This is a genomic window from Brevundimonas naejangsanensis, from assembly GCF_003627995.1.
Lineage (GTDB): Bacteria > Pseudomonadota > Alphaproteobacteria > Caulobacterales > Caulobacteraceae > Brevundimonas > Brevundimonas naejangsanensis_B.
The window spans coordinates 2,012,237-2,033,756 of the sequence record NZ_CP032707.1; the positions used below are offsets into that span (position 1 = coordinate 2,012,237).

At 68.2% G+C, this 21,520-nt stretch carries 17 protein-coding genes; 5 read left to right on the forward strand and 12 right to left on the reverse strand.

Features of this window, described 5'->3' with window-relative positions; genetic code table 11:
• The 11 genes from D8I30_RS09470 to D8I30_RS09520 form a co-directional block, all read right to left on the reverse strand.
• Window positions 1–858 (reverse strand): ABC transporter permease, encoded by an 858-nt coding sequence (locus D8I30_RS09470; RefSeq protein WP_121482526.1) that lies wholly within the window; start codon window positions 856–858, stop codon window positions 1–3.
• The gene (locus D8I30_RS09475) at window positions 855–3,389 is read right to left on the reverse strand and encodes an ABC transporter substrate-binding protein (protein WP_121482527.1); all 2,535 of its coding nucleotides are present in this window, start codon (window positions 3,387–3,389) and stop codon (window positions 855–857) included. The genes D8I30_RS09470 and D8I30_RS09475 overlap by 4 nt, the downstream gene beginning before the upstream one ends.
• Before the next feature lie 174 nt (window positions 3,390–3,563).
• The gene (locus D8I30_RS09480; RefSeq protein WP_240387204.1) at window positions 3,564–4,418 is read right to left on the reverse strand and encodes an acid phosphatase; all 855 of its coding nucleotides are present in this window, start codon (window positions 4,416–4,418) and stop codon (window positions 3,564–3,566) included.
• A gap of 23 nt (window positions 4,419–4,441) precedes the next feature.
• Window positions 4,442–6,022, reverse strand: coding sequence for an alkaline phosphatase D family protein (locus tag D8I30_RS09485; protein ID WP_240387205.1), 1,581 nt, complete (start codon window positions 6,020–6,022; stop codon window positions 4,442–4,444).
• A 65-nt stretch (window positions 6,023–6,087) separates the two neighbouring features.
• Entirely contained in the window at window positions 6,088–8,331 is a 2,244-nt protein-coding gene (locus D8I30_RS09490) for a TonB-dependent receptor (RefSeq protein ID WP_121482529.1), read from the reverse strand.
• Between the two features lie 25 nt (window positions 8,332–8,356).
• Window positions 8,357–9,688 (reverse strand): aspartate aminotransferase family protein, encoded by a 1,332-nt coding sequence (locus tag D8I30_RS09495; protein WP_121482530.1) that lies wholly within the window; start codon window positions 9,686–9,688, stop codon window positions 8,357–8,359.
• A 184-nt stretch (window positions 9,689–9,872) separates the two neighbouring features.
• Window positions 9,873–10,439, reverse strand: a complete 567-nt coding sequence (locus D8I30_RS09500) for a cupin domain-containing protein (RefSeq protein WP_205570688.1) — start codon at window positions 10,437–10,439, stop codon at window positions 9,873–9,875.
• A gap of 4 nt (window positions 10,440–10,443) precedes the next feature.
• Window positions 10,444–11,730, reverse strand: coding sequence for an acetylornithine deacetylase/succinyl-diaminopimelate desuccinylase family protein (locus tag D8I30_RS09505; protein ID WP_121482531.1), 1,287 nt, complete (start codon window positions 11,728–11,730; stop codon window positions 10,444–10,446).
• A gap of 10 nt (window positions 11,731–11,740) precedes the next feature.
• Window positions 11,741–12,832, reverse strand: a complete 1,092-nt coding sequence (gene leuB / locus D8I30_RS09510) for a 3-isopropylmalate dehydrogenase (protein ID WP_205570776.1) — start codon at window positions 12,830–12,832, stop codon at window positions 11,741–11,743.
• Between the two features lie 4 nt (window positions 12,833–12,836).
• Window positions 12,837–13,601, reverse strand: a complete 765-nt coding sequence (locus D8I30_RS09515; protein ID WP_121482533.1) for a glucose 1-dehydrogenase — start codon at window positions 13,599–13,601, stop codon at window positions 12,837–12,839.
• 15 nt (window positions 13,602–13,616) lie between these two features.
• Window positions 13,617–15,062, reverse strand: coding sequence for an aldehyde dehydrogenase family protein (locus D8I30_RS09520; RefSeq protein ID WP_121482534.1), 1,446 nt, complete (start codon window positions 15,060–15,062; stop codon window positions 13,617–13,619).
• 414 nt (window positions 15,063–15,476) lie between these two features.
• On the opposite strand from D8I30_RS09520, the gene D8I30_RS09525 reads away from it, so the two are divergent.
• From D8I30_RS09525 to D8I30_RS09540, 4 genes are read left to right on the forward strand one after another with little or no spacing between them, the layout of a single operon-like run.
• Window positions 15,477–16,433, forward strand: a complete 957-nt coding sequence (locus D8I30_RS09525; RefSeq protein WP_205570689.1) for a CsgG/HfaB family protein — start codon at window positions 15,477–15,479, stop codon at window positions 16,431–16,433.
• On the forward strand, window positions 16,430–16,738 hold the full coding sequence (locus D8I30_RS09530) for a hypothetical protein (protein WP_121482536.1): 309 nt from the start codon (window positions 16,430–16,432) through the stop codon (window positions 16,736–16,738). The genes D8I30_RS09525 and D8I30_RS09530 overlap by 4 nt, the downstream gene beginning before the upstream one ends.
• Window positions 16,738–17,136: a DUF4810 domain-containing protein gene (locus D8I30_RS09535; RefSeq protein ID WP_121482537.1), complete on the forward strand. Its 399-nt coding sequence runs from the start codon at window positions 16,738–16,740 to the stop codon at window positions 17,134–17,136. Before D8I30_RS09530 ends, D8I30_RS09535 begins: the two co-directional genes overlap by 1 nt.
• Window positions 17,133–17,822 (forward strand): DUF799 domain-containing protein, encoded by a 690-nt coding sequence (locus tag D8I30_RS09540; RefSeq protein WP_121482538.1) that lies wholly within the window; start codon window positions 17,133–17,135, stop codon window positions 17,820–17,822. Before D8I30_RS09535 ends, D8I30_RS09540 begins: the two co-directional genes overlap by 4 nt.
• A gap of 69 nt (window positions 17,823–17,891) precedes the next feature.
• Here the strand turns inward: D8I30_RS09540 and D8I30_RS09545 are convergent, their stop codons facing one another.
• The gene (locus tag D8I30_RS09545) at window positions 17,892–18,272 is read right to left on the reverse strand and encodes a cupin domain-containing protein (protein WP_205570690.1); all 381 of its coding nucleotides are present in this window, start codon (window positions 18,270–18,272) and stop codon (window positions 17,892–17,894) included.
• A gap of 369 nt (window positions 18,273–18,641) precedes the next feature.
• Here D8I30_RS09545 and D8I30_RS09550 point away from each other — a divergent pair, with 369 nt between their 5' ends.
• Window positions 18,642–21,515: a TonB-dependent receptor gene (locus D8I30_RS09550; protein ID WP_121483486.1), complete on the forward strand. Its 2,874-nt coding sequence runs from the start codon at window positions 18,642–18,644 to the stop codon at window positions 21,513–21,515.
• Window positions 21,516–21,520: the final 5 nt, after the last annotated feature.

A 21,520-nucleotide genomic window follows, 5' to 3' on the forward strand; every position in this document is an offset into this window, starting at 1 on the left:
TCAACGCTCCCGCCGCACGCGCGGGTCGAACAGGTCGCGCAGGCCGTCGCCGGTCAGGCTGAGGCCCAGCACGGTCACGAAGATGGCCAGCCCCGGCATGATCGCCAGCCAGGGCGCGAAGCCGATCATGGTTTGGGCTTCGGCCAGCATCCGGCCCCAACTGGGCGCGGGCGGCTGGGCGCCGAGGCCGACGTAGGAGAGCCCGGCCTCGGCCACGATGCCGACGGCGAACTGGATGGCCGCCTGCACGACCAGCAGGCTTATCAGATTGGGCAGGATGTGCTGGAGCGAGATCAGCGTCTTAGACTTGCCCGCCGTGCGGGCGGCCAGGACGTATTCGCGGGTCCACAGGCCTTGGGCGGCGCCACGCGCGACGCGGGTGAAGACGGGGATGTTGAAGACGCCGATGGCGATGACGGCGTTGATCGCGCCCGGACCCATGACGGCGGTGATCATCACGGCCAGCAGCAGGGCGGGGAAGGCGAAGATCAGGTCGTTGCCGCGCATGACCAGTTCGTCGATCCAGCCGCCGCGCGCCGCCGCCGTCAGGCCCAGCGGCGTGCCGATCCCGACGCCTATGCCGACGGCGACGAAGGCGACGACGAGGGAGTTCTGCGCCCCCGCCATGATCATCGACAGCACGTCGCGACCGAAGTGGTCGGTGCCCATCCAGTGGGCGGCCGAGGGGGCGGTCAGCTTGGCGGCGATGTTGACCGCCTCGACGTCATAGGGCGTCCAGGCCAACGCCAGCAGGGCGGTCGCCAGCGCGACGGAGGTCAGGCCTGCGCCGACGATCAGCGACAGAGGCCAGCGCACGCGCGGCTTGGTGGGGGCGGTGATGGCGGGGGCGCCGGTCATGCGCGACGCCCCCTCAGGCGCGGATCAGCGAACAGATAGGCCAGGTCGATCAGGAAGCTGACCAGAACCACGGCGAAGACCAGCACCACCACCACGCTCTGCACCACGATCAGGTCGCGCTGGGTGATGGCCTGGAAGACCAGTCGGCCCAAGCCGGGCAGGGAGAAGACGTTTTCGATGATGATGCCGCCCGCCAGCAGGAAGGGGAACTGAAGCCCGAGAATGGTCAGGACCGGGATCCAGGCGTTGCGCAGCGCGTGTCGCCACAGCGCCTGATTGACCGAGAGACCTTTGGCGCGGGCGGTGCGCACATAGTCCTCGTTCATCGTGTCGAGCAGGGCGGTGCGCAGCACGCGGGCCAGGATGGCGGCCTGCGGCGCGGCCAGCGCCACGGCGGGCAGGATCAGGGCCTTGAAGGCGGGCCAGAAGCCAGCGCTCCAGCCGGGGAAGCCGCCCGCCGAGAACCAGCCCAGGTTCACCGAGAACAGCAGGATCAGCAGCATGGCGATCCAGAAGTTGGGCAGGGCGACGCCGATCTGGGTCACGCCGATCAGGCCGGTGTCGACAGCGGTTCCCCGGCGGCTGGCGGCGGTGACGCCGATGGGCAGGGCGACCAGCAGCGACAGGACGGTGGCCATCAGGGCCAGCGGCGCGGATACAGCCAGACGTTCAGCGATCAGGCCGCCGACCGGCACCTGATAGGTGTAGCTGGTGCCGAACTTTCCGGTCAGCAGGTCGCCGAGCCAGGCGAAGTAGCGCTCAAGGCCGGAGCCTTCGAGGCCCATCTGCTGGCGCAGGGCGGCGATGGATTCCGGGCTGGCGTTCAGCCCCATCATATAGCTGGCCGGATCGCCCGGCACGACCTGCAGCAGCAGGAAGATGACGACGGTCGCCGTCAGCAGCGTCAGGGCGTGGCCGCCCAGCTTCTTCAGCAGCCAGGCCGCGCCGAAGCGCCAGGCGACGAAGGCCAGTAAGGCGCCGCCCGCGATCAGGCTGATCCAGCCCCAGGGCAGGGCGCCGCCGGTGCGCTCAGTGCTGGCGGTTGCAGCCGCGCCTGCGCCGGTCCAGTAGGCGCCGGTGACATCGTTGGCGGCGATGGGGCCGTTGATCCACAGGCCGTTCACGTCCGCCTTCCACACGCCGATGCGCGAGGACTGGAACAGGAAGCCGTTGACCGCGTCATCGGCGATGCGGCGTTGCAGATCGCCCAGCAGGCGGTTGCGCGTCGGCTCGTCGGGGGCGGCGTTCACCTGGGCCAGCAGAGCGTCGAAGGCCGGGCTGTCGTAGCCGAAATAGTAGTCCTTGCGGCCATAGATGTCGTAGTCCATCGGTTCAACGTGTTCGACGATGGTCAGGTCGAACTGGCGGCGTTTGAAGACCTGATCCAGCCACTGGGCCCATTCCAGATTCTCGATCTTCGCGCGGATGCCCGCTTCGGCCAGTTGCGAGATCAGCACCTCGCCGCTGCGTCGGGCGTAGGGGCGGGGCGGCAGACGCAGCGTCACGTCGATGCCGTTGGGATAGCCCGCCTCGTCCAGCAGTTCACGCGCCTTGGCCGGATCATGTGGATAGAGGCCGGTCAGGTCGACATAGCCCGGCGCCTGACGCGAATAATGGCTGCCGATCGGCTGGCCGAAGCCGAACATGGCCCCCTGGATCAGGGCGTCGCGGTCGATGGCGTAGGACAGGGCGCGGCGCACCCGCACATCGTTGAACGGCGCCTTGGTGTTGTTGATCCCCAGGATGACCTTGCCCTCGGACGCGCCGACGACGACGCGGAAGCGCGGGTCGCGCTGGAACTGGGCCACGTTTTCGGGCGCGGGATAGTTGGGGAAGGCGTCCACGTCGCCGGCGCTGACGGCGGCGAAGGCGGCGGTCGGGTCGCTGATGAAGCGGAAGACGACGGTGTTCAGGCGCGGCGCCGGCCCCCAGTAGCCGTCGCGGCGGATCAGGGTCAGTTGGCTGCCGCGCTGCCAGCTCTGCAGTTTGAACGGGCCGGTGCCGATGGGGGTGACGGCGTTGGTCGTGGCGCTCTTTGGCGAGACCATGACCGCGTCGCCCCAGGCCAGGACGTAGGGCAGGGTGGCCATGGGGCGCGACAGGTGGATGCGGATTGTCGCCGGGTCGACGACCTCGACATTGCGGATCGGCTCGAACAGGGCCTTCTGGGCGTTGGTCGAGCCCTCGGCGGTGATGCGGTCGAGAGAGAATTTGGCGACGGCGGCGTCGAACGGCGAGCCGTCGGAGAAGGTCACGCCGCGCCGCAGATGGAAGGTCCAGGTGAGGCCGTCGGGGGCGGCTTCCCACGACTCGGCCAACGACGGGGCGACCGCGCCGTTCTGGGTCAGCCTGGTCAGGCCCTCGAAGACGTTGGCGTAGACGACTTCATCCACCGCCGCCGCCGCGCCCGAGGTCGGATCGAGGTTCGGCGGCTCCAGCGGCAGGCCGAGGATCAGACGGTCACGCGGCGCTTGCGCCTGAACCTGCGGCGCCGTCAGGCCCCAGACGAGGCACAGGGCCAGCGACAGCACGAGCGTGATCAGGCCGGACCGAAGCCCGCCGTTCCGGCCACGCCGTCGGGATGCTGTCGCGACGCGTGTCGCCCCTGTCTTCGTCACCTTCCCTCGATCTCCCCTCGTGCGACGTGGCCGATCTGCGTCAGCCTACGTCATGAATTCGGCGTCACGCCATCGGTTAAGCGCGCCTCACCACGGCTGGCGCGCCAGAGAGGCGGGGCAGGCGGCGGTCGCCTCCGTCGCGGCGGCGCGGGCAGCGTCGAACTCCTGCTTGGCGCGGGCGAAGTCGGCCTGGAACGCCGGGTCGGCCTTCAGCCGGGTGACGATGGTCGCGCCGACGATCCGGCCCGCCTCGACGTCGCTGGGATAGTGGACGCCGCAGACGGCGCGGCTTTCGCCGTAGGCCAGTCCGCGCCGCAAAATGGCGTCGGCGCGGTCGGGGGCCAGTTCAGCCAGCACCAGACCCCAGGCCCAACCCAGCGCCGAGTGGCCCGACGGATAGGAGCCGCTGGCCCCCAGCCAGACCTCGGGCGCGATGCAGGTCGGCAGCGGCTCGACCACGAAGGGCCGCTTGCGGAAATAGCCCTTCTTGGCCGGGGTCTGGATCATCTCCAGATCGCCCAGCATTTTGCCCATCAGCAGGGTCAGGGTCGGCATCTTTTCCGGTTCGAATTTGAAGCCCAGGGCGCAGTCGAAGGCGCGCGGGGCGCCGGGCGTCTCGATCTCATTGTCGGCGCGGGCGATGGCCCAGCGCTCGGAGCCTTCCAGCGACCGCATGGCCCGATAGGCGGCGATGTCGGCCTGTTCGCGCAGCGAGCCTTCTTCAGGAGGCGGCGGCAGGAAGTTGGCGGCGTTGGGCGTATTCTCGGCCGTCAGATAGCCGTGCGGGTGGTCGCGGAAGCCTTCCCAGAAGGTTGCGGGCGCAGGCGTGGCGACCGCCGCGGTCTGCGTCGACACGGCGCCGGCGCAACCGCCCAAAGCCCCGCTCAGGGCCAGGGCGAAGCCCATGGCGATGAGAGAAGAAGCGAGGCGCGGCTGGGTCATAGAGAAGCTCCGGTCAAAAGGGATCATGCGGCGACGGCGCCGGGGCGGCCCGATTCAACAGTCCAGGATTTCAGGGTCGACAGGCTGGCCTTGGGATCGCGCACGTCGCTGATCACCTGATAGCGCGTATCCATGCGGTCGGGGCGCACGTCGATCGACATATAGCCGCGCGGGCGGCTGTCGAAGAACTTCACCTGCGGATTATTGGGCATGACCGCCATCAGGCCGTCGTAGCTGGGGCCGGTCGAGGTGATGGAGGAGCCGACGAACTCGGTCGCCACGGTGGCCGAGGACGGGTCGCGGCTGTCCAGCTTCACGTCGTTGGTCCAGAAGGAGTGGTAGTCGCCGCTGAGCACCACGGGGTTGGACGGCTTCAGTTCGGCCAGGGCGCCGGTCAGCCGGTCTCGGGCGGCGGGAAAGCCGTCCCAGGTGTCGGTCCAGTAGCGGTTTTCCTCGGCCGGGCTGCGCGCCAGACGCAGGCCCGCCATGACCAGATTCTGGCCCAGGATGTTCCAGCGCGCCTCGGCGCGGGCCAGACCGTCATAGAGCCAGCGCTCCTGCTCGAAGCCCAGGAAGGTGCGCGACGGATCCAGCCGGTCGGTGCAGGTCGCGTCGGTGACGATCTGGCCCTTGCCGCCGTTCTCGCCGGCGCTGCACGGCTGTTTCGATCGGTATTGGCGCCCGTCCAGCATGAAGAACTCGGCCAGCCTGCCGTAGCGGACGCGACGATGGATCGGCATCTGCAGGGCGGCGCTCAGGCGCGTGCGGCGGATCGGCATGGCCTCGTAGAAGGCCTGATAGGCGGCGGCGCGGCGTTGCAGGAAGTCGGTCGGGGCGACGCCGGAAACCTTGGACCAGACGCCGGAATAGTCGTCCTGAACCTCGTGATCGTCCCAGACGGCGAGGCAGGGGGCGACGGCGTGCAGACGCTGAAGGTTCGCGTCGGTGCGGTGCAGGGCGTAGCGGTTGCGATAGCCTGCGAGCGTCGTGGCTTCCTCGAGGTTGTAAGGGCGCACCACCTGGTCGGCGCGGTCCGGCCCCAGGCTGTATTCATAAATGTAGTCGCCCAGGAACAGGGTCAGGTCGGGCTGTTCGTCGGCCATGTGGCCATAGGCGCTGAAATAGCCGCGCTCCCAGTGCGAGCAGGAGGCGACGGCCAGACGCAGGCGATCCGCGCTGGCGTTCGGGGCGGGGGTGGTCAGGGCGCGGCCGGTCGGGCTCTGCTGGCCCTGGGCGGTGAAACGGTACCAGTAAGGGCGGTGGGGGGCGAGACCGGCGACCTCGACATGCAGGCTGTGGGCGGCGTCGCGGGAGGCGATCGCGTTCCCCGCGGCGACGATGCGGCGGAACTGGTCGTCGGCGGCCACTTCCCAGCGCACCGGAATGTCTGCGGACAGACCGCCCAGCCCATCGGCGGCGAGGGGATCGGCCGCTAGCCGGGTCCAGATGACGAAGCCGTCCGGCGCGGGATCGCCGCTGGCGACCCCCAGCGGGAACAGATAGGCGCCGCCCGCCTGCGCCCGGCCGAAGCTCAGCACGGCGGGCGCGACGACCAGGCCCGTCAGCAGGGCGCGGCGATCAAGGCGGGAGGTGGAAGAATGCATCATGACATCAGCAAAAGGCGGAGGCGGGTCGGCTGAAACCGACCCGCCTCGTTCGGAAGAAAGCCTTAGAAGTCCATCGACAGCCGCACGCCGAAGGTGCGGCCCTGGCTGGGCGAGGTGGTCGGCCGCGACGAGCTGTTGAAGCCGTTGCGGGTCTCTTCGTAGTAGGTGTTGAACATGTTGCGCACCCACAGGCCCGCCCGCCAGTTGGCGCCCGCCGGGCTGACGCTGAAGTTGGCGTTCCACAGCCAGTAGGCGTCGATGATCGAGGCCGAGCTGACCGAGTACAGCTCGTCACGATAGTTGTAGTTGGTCTCGGCGCGCAGCTCCCAGCCCGCCATGTCCCAGTCATAGCCGACCGAACCGCCATAGTTCATCTTGGGGAAGGACAGGCGTTCGCCCGAGCGGTCGTTCGAGATGATGATGTCCCAGGGGCCGTCGGGCGGGTTGGCGGCGACGGTCGCGGCGCTGTCGACGGCGAAGTATTCGTCATACTTGCCCGTCTTGTAGCCGAGGTTCTGGGTGATGGTCAGGCCGTTGATCGGAGCCCAGACCAGTTCCACCTCACCGCCCCAGATGTGCGACTTGGGCACATTGGTGATCTTGCCCAGGCGACCGGCGGTGCGGTCGAACTCGATGCCCTGAACCTGCTGATCCTTGTAGTCGTAGTAGAACAGCGCGCCGTTCAGGCGCAGGCGACGGTCGAACAGGTCGGATTTGACGCCAGCCTCATAGGCGCTGACGATTTCCGGCTTGAAAGGACGAGCGGCCTGAGAGTTCGGAGAGTTGTAGGTGGTGAAGCCGCCTGATTTCACGCCGCGCGCCACGCTGGCGTAGAACAGGGCGTCGTCCGTCAGCTTGTATTCCAGTCCGGTTCGCCCCGTGACTTCCTCCATCGTGGTGTCGAAGGTTTGCGGGGCAGGCGGCAAGGCCGGGGCCGTATAGGTGCCGCGGCTCGTCAGTTCACGCTCTTCCTTCTCCCAGCGCAGGCCCAGGATCAGGTTGAGTCGATCGTTGACCTGATAGGAGTTGTGCGTGAACAGACCGAAGGCGGAGACGCTCTGGTCGTAAGCCGTGTTGATCAGGCTGGACAGATAGTTCGGCGGGGTCGAGCCTCGGAACTCGGTATAGAATCCGCCGTCGATGCTCTCATCGGCGTAGTGGGCGCCGACCATCCATTGCAGCGGGCCGTCGCTGGTGGAGCTCAGGCGGAGCTCTTGAGCAAAGACATTGATGTCATTGTAGAAATAGACATCGGACTCCTGGAAGCGCGTGCCGTCCCAGTCGTTGTATTCCTTGCGGGAGAAGGTCTGGTAGGCGGTGATCGACGACAGGTCGGCCCAGCCCAGATCGGCCTTGATGCGGGCGTTGACGTCGAAGCCGTCGTTGTCGCGGAACGGCTTGGCGTCGGTCGAAACGCCGGCCACATCGGCCAGGCGTTGGGAAATGCCCCAGCCCGTGATGCGCCAGGCCGTGTCCTTCGGATAGGTAACGCTGCCGTTGGCGACCTTATAGGGCCCCAGCAGGCGGAAGCCGCGGCCGTCGGACTTGTCGATCGAATAGGTGGCGGCCAGGTCGACGGTGACCGTCTCGCTGGCGTCCCAGGTCAGGCGGCCGCGAATGGCGCTCTTGTCGAGGTCGCCGAGCTTTTCGCCGGTGTCGCGGTGGTATTGCCAGGCGCCGCCCTGTTCGGTGACGGCGGCCAGGCGGCCCAGCAGGTTCGGCGCGATCTGGCCCGAGACGTAGCCCTCGACCTTGAAGCGGTCGAACGTCCCGTATTCGGCGTTGAAGCCGGCGCGGAAGTCGGCCGTCGGGGCGTAGGTGATGATGTTGACCGCGCCGCCGGTGGTGTTGCGGCCATAAAGGGTGCCCTGCGGGCCGCGCAGGACTTCCATGCGGGCGATGTCGAACAGGGCGCCTTGCGTGGTCACGGTATAGGGGTGGGCCACTTCATCGACGTAGATGCCGACCGTGGAGGCGTTGTTCGAGGAGTATTCGCGCGCGCCGATGCCGCGGATGCGGAACTGGGGCTGGCCGCCGCCGAACTGGCTGTCGACCTCCATGTTGGGGACGGCGTTCTCCAGGTCGTTGACGACCGAGATGCCCTTCTCATCCAACTGCTCGCCGCCGACGACGCTGAGCGAGACGCCGACGTCCTGGCTGGCCTGTTCGCGGCGCTGGGCGGTGACGATGACTTCATCGACGCGCGTGGCCTGTTGTTCGCTGCGCGTCCCGCTCTGAGCGCTGGCGACAGTGCAGAAAGATATCGTCAGCAGGCTGACAGATGACGCGAGGATATACTTCTTCACTTAGTTCCCCTCAATCCCGTTGGTATCAAGATGTTTGCTTGATGATTGTCGAAAGCCGATCGATCAACTCGTCGATCTGGGCGCGGCTGATAATCAAGGGAGGCGACAGAGCGATGACGTCCGCCGTGACCCGCACTAGAATTCCGTCGTCGAACGCGCGGTGGAACACCTCGGTGGCTCGGGCGCCCGGCGCGTCGGCGCGCGGGGCCAGTTCGATGCCCGCGACCAGGCCCAGGTCGCGCACGTCGATCACGTGGGGCAGGCCTTTCAGACTGTGCACCGCGTCCTGCCAGTAGGGCGTCAGTTCAGTCGCGCGCTCGAACAGGCCTTCGCTTTCATAGACGTCCAGCGTCGCCAGGCCCGCCGCCGCCGCCAGCGGGTGGCCGGAATAGGTGTAGCCGTGGAAGAACTCGATGCCCGGCCCGGCGGCGCCCTCGACCACGGACTGATAGACGGCGGCGCTGACGCCGACGGCGCCCATGGGCACGGCGCCGTTGGTCAGCCCCTTGGCGCAGGTCAGCAGGTCCGGCGTCACGCCCAGGGCCTCGGACGCCGTTAGCGCCCCCATCCGGCCGAAGCCGGTGATGACCTCGTCGAAGATCAGCAGGATGCCGTGCCGCGCCGTGATCTCGCGCAGCCGCTCCAGATAGCCGACCGGGGGCACGATCACTCCGGCCGAGCCGGACATGGGCTCGACGATGACGGCGGCGATGGTCTCGGCGCCGTGGCTCGCGATCAGGGCCTCCAGCTCATCGGCTAGGTGCAGGCCCCAGGTCGGCTGGCCGCGGGTGAAGGCGGCCTCGTCCAGGTTCAGGGTGTGCGACAGGTGATCGACGCCGGGCAGGGTGGGGAAGCCGCGCCGGTTGTTCTCCAGCCCGCCGACGGAAATGCCGCCGAAGCCGACGCCGTGATAGCCCTTCTGACGGCCGATCAGGCGGGTGCGGTTCTCGAACCCCTTGGCGCGCTGATAGGCGAAGGCGATCTTCAGGGCGCTGTCGACCGCTTCCGAGCCCGACCCCGCGAAGAAGACGTGGTTCAGGTCGCCGGGCAGCAGCATGCCCAGGCGCGACGCCAGCTCGAACGCCAGCGGATGCCCCAGTTGGAAGGTCGGAGCGTAGTCCAGGATCTCGGCCTGGCGCTGGATCGCCTCGACGATGGGTTTGCGGGCGTGGCCGGCGTTGACGCACCACAGGCCCGCCGTCCCGTCCAGCACCGCCCGGCCGTCGGGGGTGAAGTAGTGCATGTCCCGGGCCGAGGCGAACAGGCGCGGCTGGGCCTTGAAGGCGCGGTTGGCCGTGAAGGGCATCCAGAAGGGATCGAGATCGTTGGCGGCCTTGCCGGCGCTTGGGGCGGTCATGCGTTCATCCTTCGTCGCGGTCTGCGCCGCCTGGGGCCGTCACGGCCGACTTGAACCCTTTCGGGCATGAGTAGCCGACGGATCGATATTGGCGGCAAGCCTGTTTCTTACGTGGCCTATGTTGCTGAGATCGATGGGATAAATATTCCAATGATCGCTATAATGATCGCCCGCAACAGCGCGGTCAGAAGGTCGGCGGGGTGCAGGCGCTGATGACCACGCAGGGGATGTCGCCCACGTTGCGGAAACGGTGCGGCAGGACGCTGGGAAACAGGTAGCCGTCGCCCGCCTTCAGCACCCGCGACTGGCCGTCGACGGTGACTTCCAGGCGGCCGGAGATGATCAGTCCGCCTTCCTCGCCTTCATGGGACAGCATGACCCGGCCGCTGTCCGAGCCGGGCTGATAGGTCTCGTAAAGGATCTGCAGGCTGGTGTCCTGGCCCGAGCCGAGCTGGCGATAGGAGACCTCGCCGCGCGAGATGTCGGTCAGTTCGTCGTGGCGATAGAAGTATTTGGTCGGGGTCTCGAATTCCGAACTGAAGAACTCGCCCAGGGAGATGCCCGCCGCGTCCAGCAGCCGTTTGAGCGAGCCGACGGACGGGCTGGTGCGGCCGCTCTCGACCAGGCTGACGGTGCTGGACGGCACGCCCGCCTTGCGCGCCAGGGCGCGTTGCGACAGGCCGAGGCGATCCCGCAGCGCCCGCAGGCGCGGACCGATGATGTTTTCTTCGTCCATATCGCCGCGCGCCATTCCGTCAGCTCCGCTTGCGGGTCAGCAGGTCGTAGGCGGCGCGGGCCATGACCTTGGCGGAGTTGGTCATGTCCTCGATGCCCACCCATTCGTCGGGCTGGTGCGCCAGGTCGAGGACGCCGGGGCCGTAGGCGATGCAGTCCTTCAGCTTGCCGATGCGGTCGATGTGCTTCTGGTCATAGGTGCCGGGCGAGCAGACGAACTGGGCCTTGCGCCCCAGCACCGTCTCGATGGCGGCGGCGGTGGTGCTGGCGACGGGGCCGTCGCGGTCGGCCATGCTGGGCGCCACTTCGAACAGGTCGCGCATCTCATAGCGAAAGCCGTGGCGCTGGGCGGCCAGCCCGTCGAGGATGGCCTTCACCTCGCCCTTCACCTCGTCCAGCGTCTCTTCGATCAGGAAGCGGCGGTCGATGATCATGCGGCTGGAATCCGCCACGCAGGGGGCGGGCAGGCCGTCGAAGCCTTCGTCCTGGCCGCCGTGGATGGAGTTGATGTTCATGGTCGACTGGCGGGCGCCTTCGGGCACCACGGGCATGTCGGAACGGCGGGCGGCCATGGCGGGGTAGAGCTTGCTTTCGAACTCCTCCATCACCGCGCCCATGTGGCGGATGGCCGAGTCGCCCAGGAAGGGCATGGAGCCGTGGGCGATGCGGCCCTTGGTCTCGATCTCGGCCCACCAGACGCCGCGATGGCCGATGCAGACCCGGTCCACGTTCAGCGGCTCGGGGATGATGACGTGGTTGACCTTTGGTTCGGAGAACCAGCCGCGCTCGGCCAGATAGGCGACGCCGCCGTAGCCCCCGGACTCCTCGTCCACCGTGCCGGAAATCTCTAGCGCGCCCGGCAGGGGCAGGCCGGAATCGATCAGGGCCTCGACCGCGATGATGGAGGCGGCCAGCCCGCCCTTCATGTCGCAGGCGCCCCGGCCATAGACGCGGCCGTCCTTCACCTCGCCGCCGAACGGATCGACGGTCCAGCCCGCGCCGACCTCGACCACGTCGATGTGGCTGTTGAAGTGGACGCAAGGGCCGGGCTCGGAGCCGGTCCAGCGGGCGATGACGTTGGTGCGGGGATACTGGTCGCTGTCGCCCGGCGAGCCTTCGCCGCGCACATATTCGACGATGAAGCCGCGCTTCTTCAGCCGCTCGCCGATGTATTCGGCGCAGGGGCGATAGGCCTCGCCCGGCGGGTTGATGGTGGGAAAGCGGATCAGGTCCTGGGTCAGGGCGACCAGTTCGTCGGTGCGGCCGTCGATCAGGTCCATGACGGTCTGCATTGTGGGGGCGCTCATTGGTGGAACCTCACTGGGCGTCCAGCGCGGTCAGAACCGCGTCGGTCATCTCGATGGTGGAGACGGCGGCGATGCCGGCGTGGGCGATGTCGGGGGTGCGGACGCCGCTATAGACGACGTGGCGCACGGCGCGCTCCAGACGGTCGGCCAGGTCCGCTCGGTCGAAGGACCAGCGCAGGCACAGGGCGAAGGACAGGATGGTCGCGATGGGGTTGGCGACGCCTTGGCCCGCGATATCGGGCGCCGAGCCGTGGATCGGCTCATACAGGCCCCGGCTGCGGCCGCCTTGTCCGAGGCCGGACAGGGAGGCGGAGGGCAGCAGGCCCAGCGACCCCGTCAGGGCCGCCGCCGCGTCGGACAGGATGTCGCCGAAAAGGTTGTCGGTGACGATGACGTCGAACTGGTCCGGGCGGCGAACCAACTGCATGGCGCAGTTGTCGGCGTACATGTGCGACAGCTCCACGTCGGGATAGTCGGCGGCGACCTCGGTCGCCACGGCCCGCCACAGGGCGCCGGTCTCCATGACATTGGCCTTGTCCACCGAGCAGACGCGGCGCTGGCGGGTGCGGGCCAGTTCGAACGCCGTGCGGCAGACGCGGGCGATCTCGGCCTCGGTATAGGCCTGGGTGTCATAGGCGCGGCGCTGGCCGTCGGGGGCGACCTCATTGGCGCGGGGCAGGCTGAAATAGACCCCCGCCGTCGCCTCGCGCACGATCAGGATGTCGAGGCCCCGGATCAGTTCAGGCTTCAGCGCCGAGGCGTCCAGAAGCTCGTCGAAACAGACGGCGGGGCGCAGGTTGGCGTAGAGGTCCAGCGCCTGACGCAGCCGCAGGATGCCCATCTCGGGCCGCTGGGCGCGAGGCAGGTGGTCCCACTTCGGCCCGCCGACCGCGCCGAACAGGACGGCGTCGGACGCCAGCGCCTGCTGCACCACGTCTTCGGCCATGGGGGCGCCAGCGATGTCGATGCTGGCGCCGCCCGCCAATCCCTCGCTCAGTTCAATGCGCAGCCCGGCGTTCCGGGCCCAGTCGATGACGCGCAGGGTTTCGCGGATGATCTCCGGTCCGATGCCGTCGCCGGGCAGGACCAGCAGTTTGAACACGCGGTCAGATGCAGCGGCCACCGTCGACCTCCAGCGCCACGCCCGTGATCATCGAGGCGTCGTCCGAACACAGGAAGGCGGCGGCGGCGCCCATGTCCTCGGGCGTCGAGAAGCGGCCGATGGGGATGGAGGCCAGGAACTTGGCCCGCACCTCGGGAGTGTCGGCGCCCATGAAGGTCTTCAGCAGGGGGGTGTCGCCCGCCACCGGGTTCAGCGCGTTCACCCGTACCTGGAAGGGCGCCAGCTCGACCGCCATGGCCCGCGTCGCCGTGATGACCCAGCCCTTGGAGGCGTTGTACCAGGTCAGGTTCGGGCGCGGGCTGACCCCGCCGGTCGAGGCGATGTTGAGGATGGCGCCGGACCCTTGCGCCTTCATCGCCGGCACGAAGGCCTTCGACATCAGATAGATGGCGCGCATGTTGACGGCGGCGATGCGGTCGAAGGCCTCGTCCGACAGTTCGTCCAGCGGCTGGGGCGTGTGGCCGACGCCGGCGTTGTTGACCACGATGTCGATCCCGCCCAGCAGGCGGTTGGCGGCCTCGGCCAGGGCGGCCACGTCGGCGGCGCTGGACACATCGACCTTCACGCCCAGATCGGCGTCGCCCAGTTCAGCGGCCAAGGCGCGGGCGGCGTCGCCGCTCAGGTCGGCGACGATGACGCGGGCGCCTTCCTCGGCGAAGCGGCGCGCGATGCCGGCGCCGAAGCCGGAGGCTCCGCCTGTGACGATCGCTCGCTTGCCCTCCAGCCGCTTCGATCTGTTCTCCCCCAAGACGCTTACTCCCTGCTATCCGTGATGGGCCGCGACGGTCTTCAGGACGGTGAAGGCGTAGAGCGCCTCGAACCCTTTCTCGCGACCGTGGCCCGACCTGCCGACGCCGCCGAAGGGCAGTTCGACCCCGCCCGCCGCGCCGTAGTTGTTGATGAAAACCTGTCCCGCGCGCAGCCGTTTCGCCAGCCGCATCTGTCGTCCGCCGTCGGCCGTCCAGACCCCGGCGACGAGGCCGTAGTCCGTGCCGTTGGCGATGGCGACGGCTTCGTCCTCCGTCTCGAACGGGATGACGACGACGGCGGGGCCGAAGATTTCCTGCTGCGCCAGCGGGTGATCGGGCGCGACGTTGGCGAACAGGGTGGGCGCGACATAGGCGCCGCCCTCGGGCAGGTCGGCCAGGGTCGCCTGGGCCACGATCATGCCGTCGGCGCGGCCCTTGTCGATGAAGCTCTCGACCATGGCCTGCTGTTTCTTCGACACCAGCGGGCCGACGTCGCGGTCGTCCATGGCGGGGCCGACGCTTAGGGCGCTGAAACGTTCGGCCATGCGGCGCACGACCTCGTCATAGACGTCGCGCTGGACCAGCACGCGCGAACCCGCCGAGCAGGTCTGGCCTGCGTTCTGGACGCCCGCGTTGACGAGGAAGGGCAGGGCCTTCTCCAGATCCGCGTCGTCGAACACCAGTTGCGGCGACTTGCCGCCCAGCTCCAGCGTCACCGGCACGGCGTTGACCGCCGCCGCCTGCTGGATGGCCACGCCCACCCCGGTCGAGCCGGTGAAGGACAGGTGGTTGATGCCCGGATGGGCGGCCAGCGCCGCGCCCGCCTCGGCCCCCGTGCCGGTCACGACGTTCAGCGCGCCTGCGGGCAGGCCGCAATCCGCCGCGATGTGAGCGAAGGCGAGGGCCGTCAGCGACGCCTGCTCGGCGGGCTTGAGCACCACGGCGTTGCCGACGCACAGGGCCGCCACGACCGAGCGGCCGATGATCTGCATCGGATAGTTCCAGGGGATGATGTGGCCCGTCACCCCGTGCGGTTCGCGCAGGGTGTAAACGGTGTAGCCGTCCTGAAAGGGAATGGTCTCGCCGTGCAGCTTGTCCGCCGCGCCGGCGTAGAATTCGAGATAGCGGGCCAGGGCGATGACGTCGTTGCGGGCCTGCTTCAGCGGCTTGCCGACGTCGAGGGCTTCCAGTTCGGCCAGCAGGTCGATGCGGGCTTCGACCTCGCGGCCCATGCGGGCCAGGATGCGGCCGCGCTCGACCGCCGTCATGCGACCCCAGTCGCCGCCGAAGGCGGCGCGGGCGGCCTGGACGGCGGCGTCCACGTCGGCGGCGGTTCCGGCGGCAAGCTGGCCCATGACCTCGCCCGTCGACGGGTTCTCGATCGGCAGGGTCGCGCCGTCGCCCGCTGCGCCCCAGGCGCCGCCAATGAAGACCTGATCCGTCGGAAAGGGCGCGATCATCGTGTTCGTGCTCACCGCAAGGACGATCGCCCCGTCGACCGCCGCGACCAGTGGGCCCGATAATGGATTGCGCAACAAGCCCTTTATGGGGGTGCCCTAAGTCATTGATCTGCTGTTTCTGACGCTCGTTAAAATGAGCGTCCGCCGCTCGCGGAAACCGAGCAGGGCGAAAAGCGGCAGCGCGGCGACAGTTGCCAATCTTAGTTCGCCGAACATTGTTTACATAAACCGCGCCGCAGCTTACATCTGGGCGGATCGGGGGCTCATGCAATCACAGCGGCCGAAAAGGCGCGCGTGGCCGGTTCGTCTGTGTGCGCCGTCGGGAGGGCGGATTTCGCCGATGTCGCGGTGAAACGCGTTCCTCCGGGCGTGCATGGCCTCCCTGCTTGCTCAGACGTGGCCCAGGAGGTCTCAGTGTCACGACTTATGGTCATCGGCGGCGCGGCCTTGTGCGCGGCCGCGCTTTCGGCGTGCGCGACGGTGGAGCCCACGCCCGTAGCGGTCGTGGCGCCCGTGCCCGCCGTCGTTCGCCCGGCGTCCGCCGCCGTCCAGCCGGTGCTCAAGCGGCGGATCGCGGTCGGGCGGTTCTCGAACAGCACTAGCTACGGGCGCAGTCTGCTGTCGCCCGGTGAGGCCGACCCGATCGCGGATCAGGCCGGCGACATGCTGGCCAACGCCCTGGTCGGATCGGGTCAGTTCCTGGTGTTCGAGCGCAACGACCTGGACTGGGTGGTCGCGGAACAGGCCCTGTCCGGCGTCGGCTCGGACGGCCTGGTCGGGGTGGACGCCCTGGTCATCGGTTCGGTCACCCAGTTGGGGCGGCGGACCGAGGGGCAGTCGGGGTTCCTGAGCTCCACGCGCAAGCAGGCGGTCAATGCGACCGTGGAAATTCGCCTGGTCGACGTGCGCACCGGCCAGGTCTTCTTCACCACCTCGGGCTCGGGCGAGGCGTCGACGGAAGCGGGCGAGGTCGCGGGCTTCGGCTCGCGCGCCGGTTATGACTCGACGCTCAACGACCGGGCCATCGCGGCCGCCATCGCCGATTGCATGACCAACGTGATCCAGCAGCTGCAGCAGCGTCGCTGGTTCACCGACATTCTGCGGGCCGAGGGCCAGACGGTCTATGTCAGCGGCGGCCCCGCCCAGGGCTTGAAGATGGGCGACCGCTTCAACGTCGAACAGGCCGGAGAGACGGTGATCAGCGCCCAGACCGGCCTGCCGATCACCCTGCCGGGGGCGGTGGTGGCGGGCATCGAACTGACCGCCTTCTTCGGCGACGCGCCGGAAACCCAGGGCGCCGTGGCCCGCGTCATCTCCGGCGCCGTTCCCAGCGAAACGCGCGGCCTGCGCGTGGTGGAGGCGAGGCCATGAGAGCCCTGATCTTCGCGGCCGTGATCGGCCTGTCCGTCGCGGGGTGCGCCACCGCCTATCCCACCTCGACCGTCAGCCAGGGCACGCCGGACGGCCGGTTGTGGTTCAGCGGCGCCCCCGCCGGGGCGCGGGTCGTGATCGACGGGGTCGATGCGGGGGAGGCCGCCGCCTTTGACGGGCGCGCCGCGATCCTCGAGGTCACGCCGGGCCGCCATGTCGTCGAAGTGGTGGCGGCCGGCACGCCCATTCATTCTCAAACCGTGATGGTGGGTGCCGGCTCACGCATCCAGATCAAGGTGCGTTGATGCGCAAGATCATCCTTCTGGGGCTTCTTTGTGCGGGGGCCGGCCTGGCCGCCTGCGCCCCGACCAGCCGCTTCGAGTGGGGCGCCTATGACACGGCCCTGTACGCCTACGCCAAGAAACCGGAGACGCGGGACGCCTATCGCGCGGCCCTGGTCGCGGCCATCGAGCGGGGCCGCGCGTCGAACCGGATCGCGCCGGGCCTGCTGGCGGAACTGGGCTACCTGCATCTCGAGGACGGGCAGCAGGCGGCGGCGATCAAATGTTTCGAGGAAGAAATGAGCCTGTTCCCCGAATCCGCCCCCTTCATGAGCGGCGTCATCGCTCGTCTGACCGGCCGGCCCGTCAATGCGGCCGCCTCGACGACCGCCTCAACGACCCGCGCTGGAGAAGCCGCATGAAGGCCGCGCTGAACGCCCTGAGGGGCGCCGTCTGCCTCGCCGCCGCGCTGACGCTGTCGGCCTGCGTCATCGCCGGCCCGCCAGCCAAGGACTATACGGCCTTCCGCGCGGCCAGCCCGCGCAGCATCCTGGTCGTGCCGGCGCTGAACAACACAGTGTCGGTCGAGGCGCCCGACTTCTTCCTGTCGACCATCTCCCAGCCGTTCGGCGAGCGCGGCTATTATATGTTCCCGGCCTATATGGTGAAACGGCTGCTCGAGGAGGACGGCCTGTCCGACGCCGGCCTGGTGCACAACGCCGACGCCTCGCGCTTCGGCGCCCTGTTCGGCTGCGACGCGGTGCTGTTTGTGTCGATCGAGCGCTGGGAGTCGCAGTACATCGTCATCTCGAGCTCCACCAATGTGGAGTTCACCTACACGCTCAAGAGCTGCCGCACCGGCCAGGCGCTGTGGACCGACACCCAGTCCATGACCTACAGCCCCCAGGCGTCCAATTCGGGCAATCCTCTCGCCGACCTGCTGGCCCAGGCCATTGTTTCAGCCCTGGAAAAAGCGGCGCCCAACTATATCCCGCTGGCCAAGATGGCGAACCTCCAGGCCTCCACGATCGCCGGCCGCGGGCTGCCCGCCGGTCCCTATCTGCCGGAGCAGCATCTCAAGGACGCCACGGCCTTTCCGGCCAACTGATCGGGCCGTGAAAGGCGCAGCAGGGGCTTCGGCCTCTGCCGCGCGTGCGCCGAGGAGGGCGGCCGCCCGTCAGGATGGCTTGGCGTACTGTTCGGCGCTCATGACTTCGATGCCGACGAAGCCGTCGTTGCCTTCCACCCAGGCGTCATGGCCGGGGGGGATCGTGTAGGACATGCCGGGGCTCAGGGTTTTCTGAGTCCCGTCATTCATTTTGACGGTCAGGGTCCCCGACAAGACGTGGCCGACGTGCGCCATCTGGCAACTGTCTGTCTTGACGACGGGCTTCACGCACTCGGACCACTTCCATCCCGGCTCCAGTTTGAAGCGTCCGAGGGTGGCGCCGGGCAGCCGAACCACCTCCACCCGAGTCTTGTCGGGGGTCCGCAATTCATCGGGACTGTCGTGGGATTTGGCCTCGAATTTCAAGGCGTTCATTTCGCCGGCACCCATGGCGTCCTCCTGACGTTTCAACACTTGGTCTGACGCATTCGGTTCCCATAACGGCGAGAGCTTCCCGGCGTTCCCGAGGCGATGTGGAAGGGGGCGTCACCCTTCGGCGCGTCTGCGCCGGCGCCGTTTTCGGCGAACGACGCGCCGTCAAGGACGGCCTTTGGACAGCCGTTCCAGCCAAGATCTTGTATTTTGGACCATAAGATCAGTGGTCGATCAGGGTGTCGGTCATGCGCTGGACGCATGGATTGATACGAAACTGCAATATTGTTGCATTCGATCCCCCGACCCTGCTCCTTCCGTCTCAATCGCACGCCCCGATCCAGAACAGGGGCGGCGCAAAGGGCATCGGAAGACCGGGGAGTGACCATGACGGTATCTGTGAACGGACAGGCGCGACGCCTGCTGAATGGGGCGGCGCTGGCGGCGCTGGCCTGGGGCGCCGCGGGCGCGGCCTGGGCGCAGGAGCAGGCGCCTCAACAGCCGGACGACGCGACTGCGGTCAGCGAGATCGTCGTCACCGGCTCGCGCATCCAGCGCAAGGACGCCGACTCGGTCGGCCCTGTGCTGACCCTGACCGCCGAGGACATCAAGAACTCCGGCGCCACCTCGATCGGCGACCTGCTGCAGAAGCTGCCGTCGGCGGGCGTCAGCCTGAACAGCAATGGCACCCAAGGCACCTCTTACGGCGCCTCCTCGATCAACCTGCGCTACCTCGGCGGGGCCGAGGGCAGCGGCAACCGCGTCCTGGTGCTGGTCGACGGCCACCGCTGGGTGGACGGCGTGGGCCAGCGCGGCTTCCGTGACTTCGTCGACCTGAACACCATGCCGCTGGGCATGATCGAGGGCATCGAGGTGCTGAAGGACGGCGCCTCGGCCATCTACGGCGCCGACGCCATCGCCGGGGTGGTCAATATCCAGACCCTGCGCGACTTTGACGGCATCCGCCTCAGCACCCGCTATGGCTCGACCGATCGCGGCGACGGCGAACAGTTCCAGACCATCGCCAACTTCGGCAAGCGTTTCGACAACGGCGCCCTGGTCTTCTCGGCCAGCTATGTGAAGGACAGCCCGATCCTGACGACGGATCGCGACCTGACCCGGGTCTCTCTCGTGCCGCTGACGGCGCCGGGCACCAGCCCCTATGGCCTGTTCACCCTGCCGGGCCTGGCCAACAACGCCTATTTCGGCACGGGCGCGGGCTTCGCCAGCTCGGCCTCGCCGATCACGGCCAATGGCTTCGGCTCCATCGGCGCGGGCGCCCTGGCGGATGACAGCTTCCACGTGGCCAGCCTGCCGGGCGACTATTTCAATCCGCTGACGCAGGGCGTCTACACGACCGGCCCCAGCGAGCGTTACGGCTTCTACGGCCGTTATCGCGGCGACCTGTCCGATACGCTGAGCTTCCACGCCGAGGCCCTGTTCAACCGCCGGGTGTCGGACCAGATGTTCGCCCCGGTGCCGCTGGACATCGGCGGCACGGCGGGCTCGGTGCGCGGCTTCAGCCTGCCGGTGAACCACGCCTACAACCCCTTCGGCACGGCCAACGGGGCGCCGGTCGCCAACGCCCTGGCCTTCAACGCCAACCAGGCCTGGCGCGTGCGCAAGGTCATGTCCGACGTCGGCAACCGCGACAACGTCCAGGACGTGAAGACCTATCGCTTCGGCGCGGGCTTCGACGGCCAGGTCCGCCTGTTCGAGCGCGACTGGAGCTGGGGCGCCTACGGCAGCTACGCCCGCAACGAGATGAAGTCTTCGGCGTTGAACGGCATCAACTACGACAACCTGTTCCTGGGGCTGGGCAATCCGGCGACCTGCGCCGCCACGGCGGGCTGCGTGCCGGTCAATCTGTTCGGGCCGATGAGCGCCGAGGCGGCCGACTACATCCGCTTCACCACGCGCGAATCCAACAGCACCGAGATCTACGACCTGGCGTTCAACGTCACCGGCGACCTGTACGAGCTGCCGGCTGGTCCGCTGGCTGTGGCGGCGGGCTATGAGTATCGCCAGAACAAGGCGACCGACACGCCGGACCCCTTGGTCAACGCGCCGTCGAAATATCTGTCGAGCGCCTACGCCGCCACCTCCTCGCAGACGCGGGTGCCGACGACGGGCCAGTACAGCCTGCACGAAGCCTATGTGGAGCTGGCCGCGCCCCTGCTGCGCGACATGCCGATGGCCCAGAGCCTGGATCTGAGCCTGGCCGCTCGCTACTCCAACTATGACACCGTCGGCGACGCCACCACCATGAAGGTCGGCCTGGGCTGGCGGCCGGTCGAGGACGTGCTGGTGCGGGGCACCTGGTCGCAGGGCTTCCGCGCGCCGTCGATCCTGGAGCTGTTCCAGGGCGGCCGCGAGGTCCTGCTGCAGGTCATCGACCCGTGCAACGGCGGCGCCGCTGCCAACCCCAGCCTGCCGGGCTGCGCCGGCGTGCCCGCGACCTATCACCAGCAGAACCACCAGACCCTGATCCCCGGCACCACCTCGGGCAATCTCGACCTGAAGCCCGAGACGGCCGACACCTACAGCCTGGGCGTGGCCATCAAGCCGCACTGGGTTCCGGGCCTGAGCCTGACGGTCGACTGGTACGAGATCACCATCCAGGACGCCATCGCCTCCCAGTCGGCCGCCCAGATCATGAATCTGTGCGCGGTGCGCGGCGACCCCTACTGCTCGCTGATCACCCGCGACGCCTCGACCGGCGCCGTGCTGAACCTGGTGCAGGGCGCGCAGAACCTGAACGAGATCCGGACCTCGGGCGTCGACGCCACGGCGCGCTATGAGTTCAGCACCTCGGTCGGTCGTTTCGCCGCCATGGTGGACGTCTCCTATCTGAGCGAGTTCGCGACCGTCAGCCCCGATCCGGCGGGCGGCCCGGCCATCGTCGACGACCGCGCGGGCAAGGGCGACCGTTCGCGTTCGACCTATCCGCACTGGAAGGGCCAGACCTCGCTGCGCTGGAGCGACGGTCCGTGGAACGCCCTGTGGCGCGGCCGCTACATCGGCGACAGCACCGACGTGGTGAACCCGGTCAAGGACGCCAAGACCGACGCCGTCTTCTATCAGGACCTCGAGGCCGGCTATCGCTTCGACCGCTACGACACGACGATCACGGTCGGGATCAACAACCTGTTCGACGTGATGCCGCCGGCGTCCTACGCCAACGCGCCGATCAACTTCGACATGTACACCTATGACGTGCGGGGCCGCAGCGCCTACGTTCGCCTGGGCTTCCAGTTCTAGGATCA

Coding starts and splice junctions, on each gene's coding strand:
- D8I30_RS09470 (WP_121482526.1), bottom strand. CDS start 858: ATGACCGGCGCCCCCGCCATCACCGCCCCCACCAAGCCGCGCGTGCGC.
- D8I30_RS09480 (WP_240387204.1), bottom strand. CDS start 4,418: ATGACCCAGCCGCGCCTCGCTTCTTCTCTCATCGCCATGGGCTTCGCC.
- D8I30_RS09485 (WP_240387205.1), bottom strand. CDS start 6,022: ATGCATTCTTCCACCTCCCGCCTTGATCGCCGCGCCCTGCTGACGGGC.
- D8I30_RS09495 (WP_121482530.1), bottom strand. CDS start 9,688: ATGACCGCCCCAAGCGCCGGCAAGGCCGCCAACGATCTCGATCCCTTC.
- D8I30_RS09500 (WP_205570688.1), bottom strand. CDS start 10,439: ATGGCGCGCGGCGATATGGACGAAGAAAACATCATCGGTCCGCGCCTG.
- D8I30_RS09505 (WP_121482531.1), bottom strand. CDS start 11,730: ATGAGCGCCCCCACAATGCAGACCGTCATGGACCTGATCGACGGCCGC.
- D8I30_RS09520 (WP_121482534.1), bottom strand. CDS start 15,062: ATGATCGCGCCCTTTCCGACGGATCAGGTCTTCATTGGCGGCGCCTGG.
- D8I30_RS09530 (WP_121482536.1), top strand. CDS start 16,430: ATGAGAGCCCTGATCTTCGCGGCCGTGATCGGCCTGTCCGTCGCGGGG.
- D8I30_RS09535 (WP_121482537.1), top strand. CDS start 16,738: ATGCGCAAGATCATCCTTCTGGGGCTTCTTTGTGCGGGGGCCGGCCTG.
- D8I30_RS09540 (WP_121482538.1), top strand. CDS start 17,133: ATGAAGGCCGCGCTGAACGCCCTGAGGGGCGCCGTCTGCCTCGCCGCC.
- D8I30_RS09545 (WP_205570690.1), bottom strand. CDS start 18,272: ATGGGTGCCGGCGAAATGAACGCCTTGAAATTCGAGGCCAAATCCCAC.
- D8I30_RS09550 (WP_121483486.1), top strand. CDS start 18,642: ATGACGGTATCTGTGAACGGACAGGCGCGACGCCTGCTGAATGGGGCG.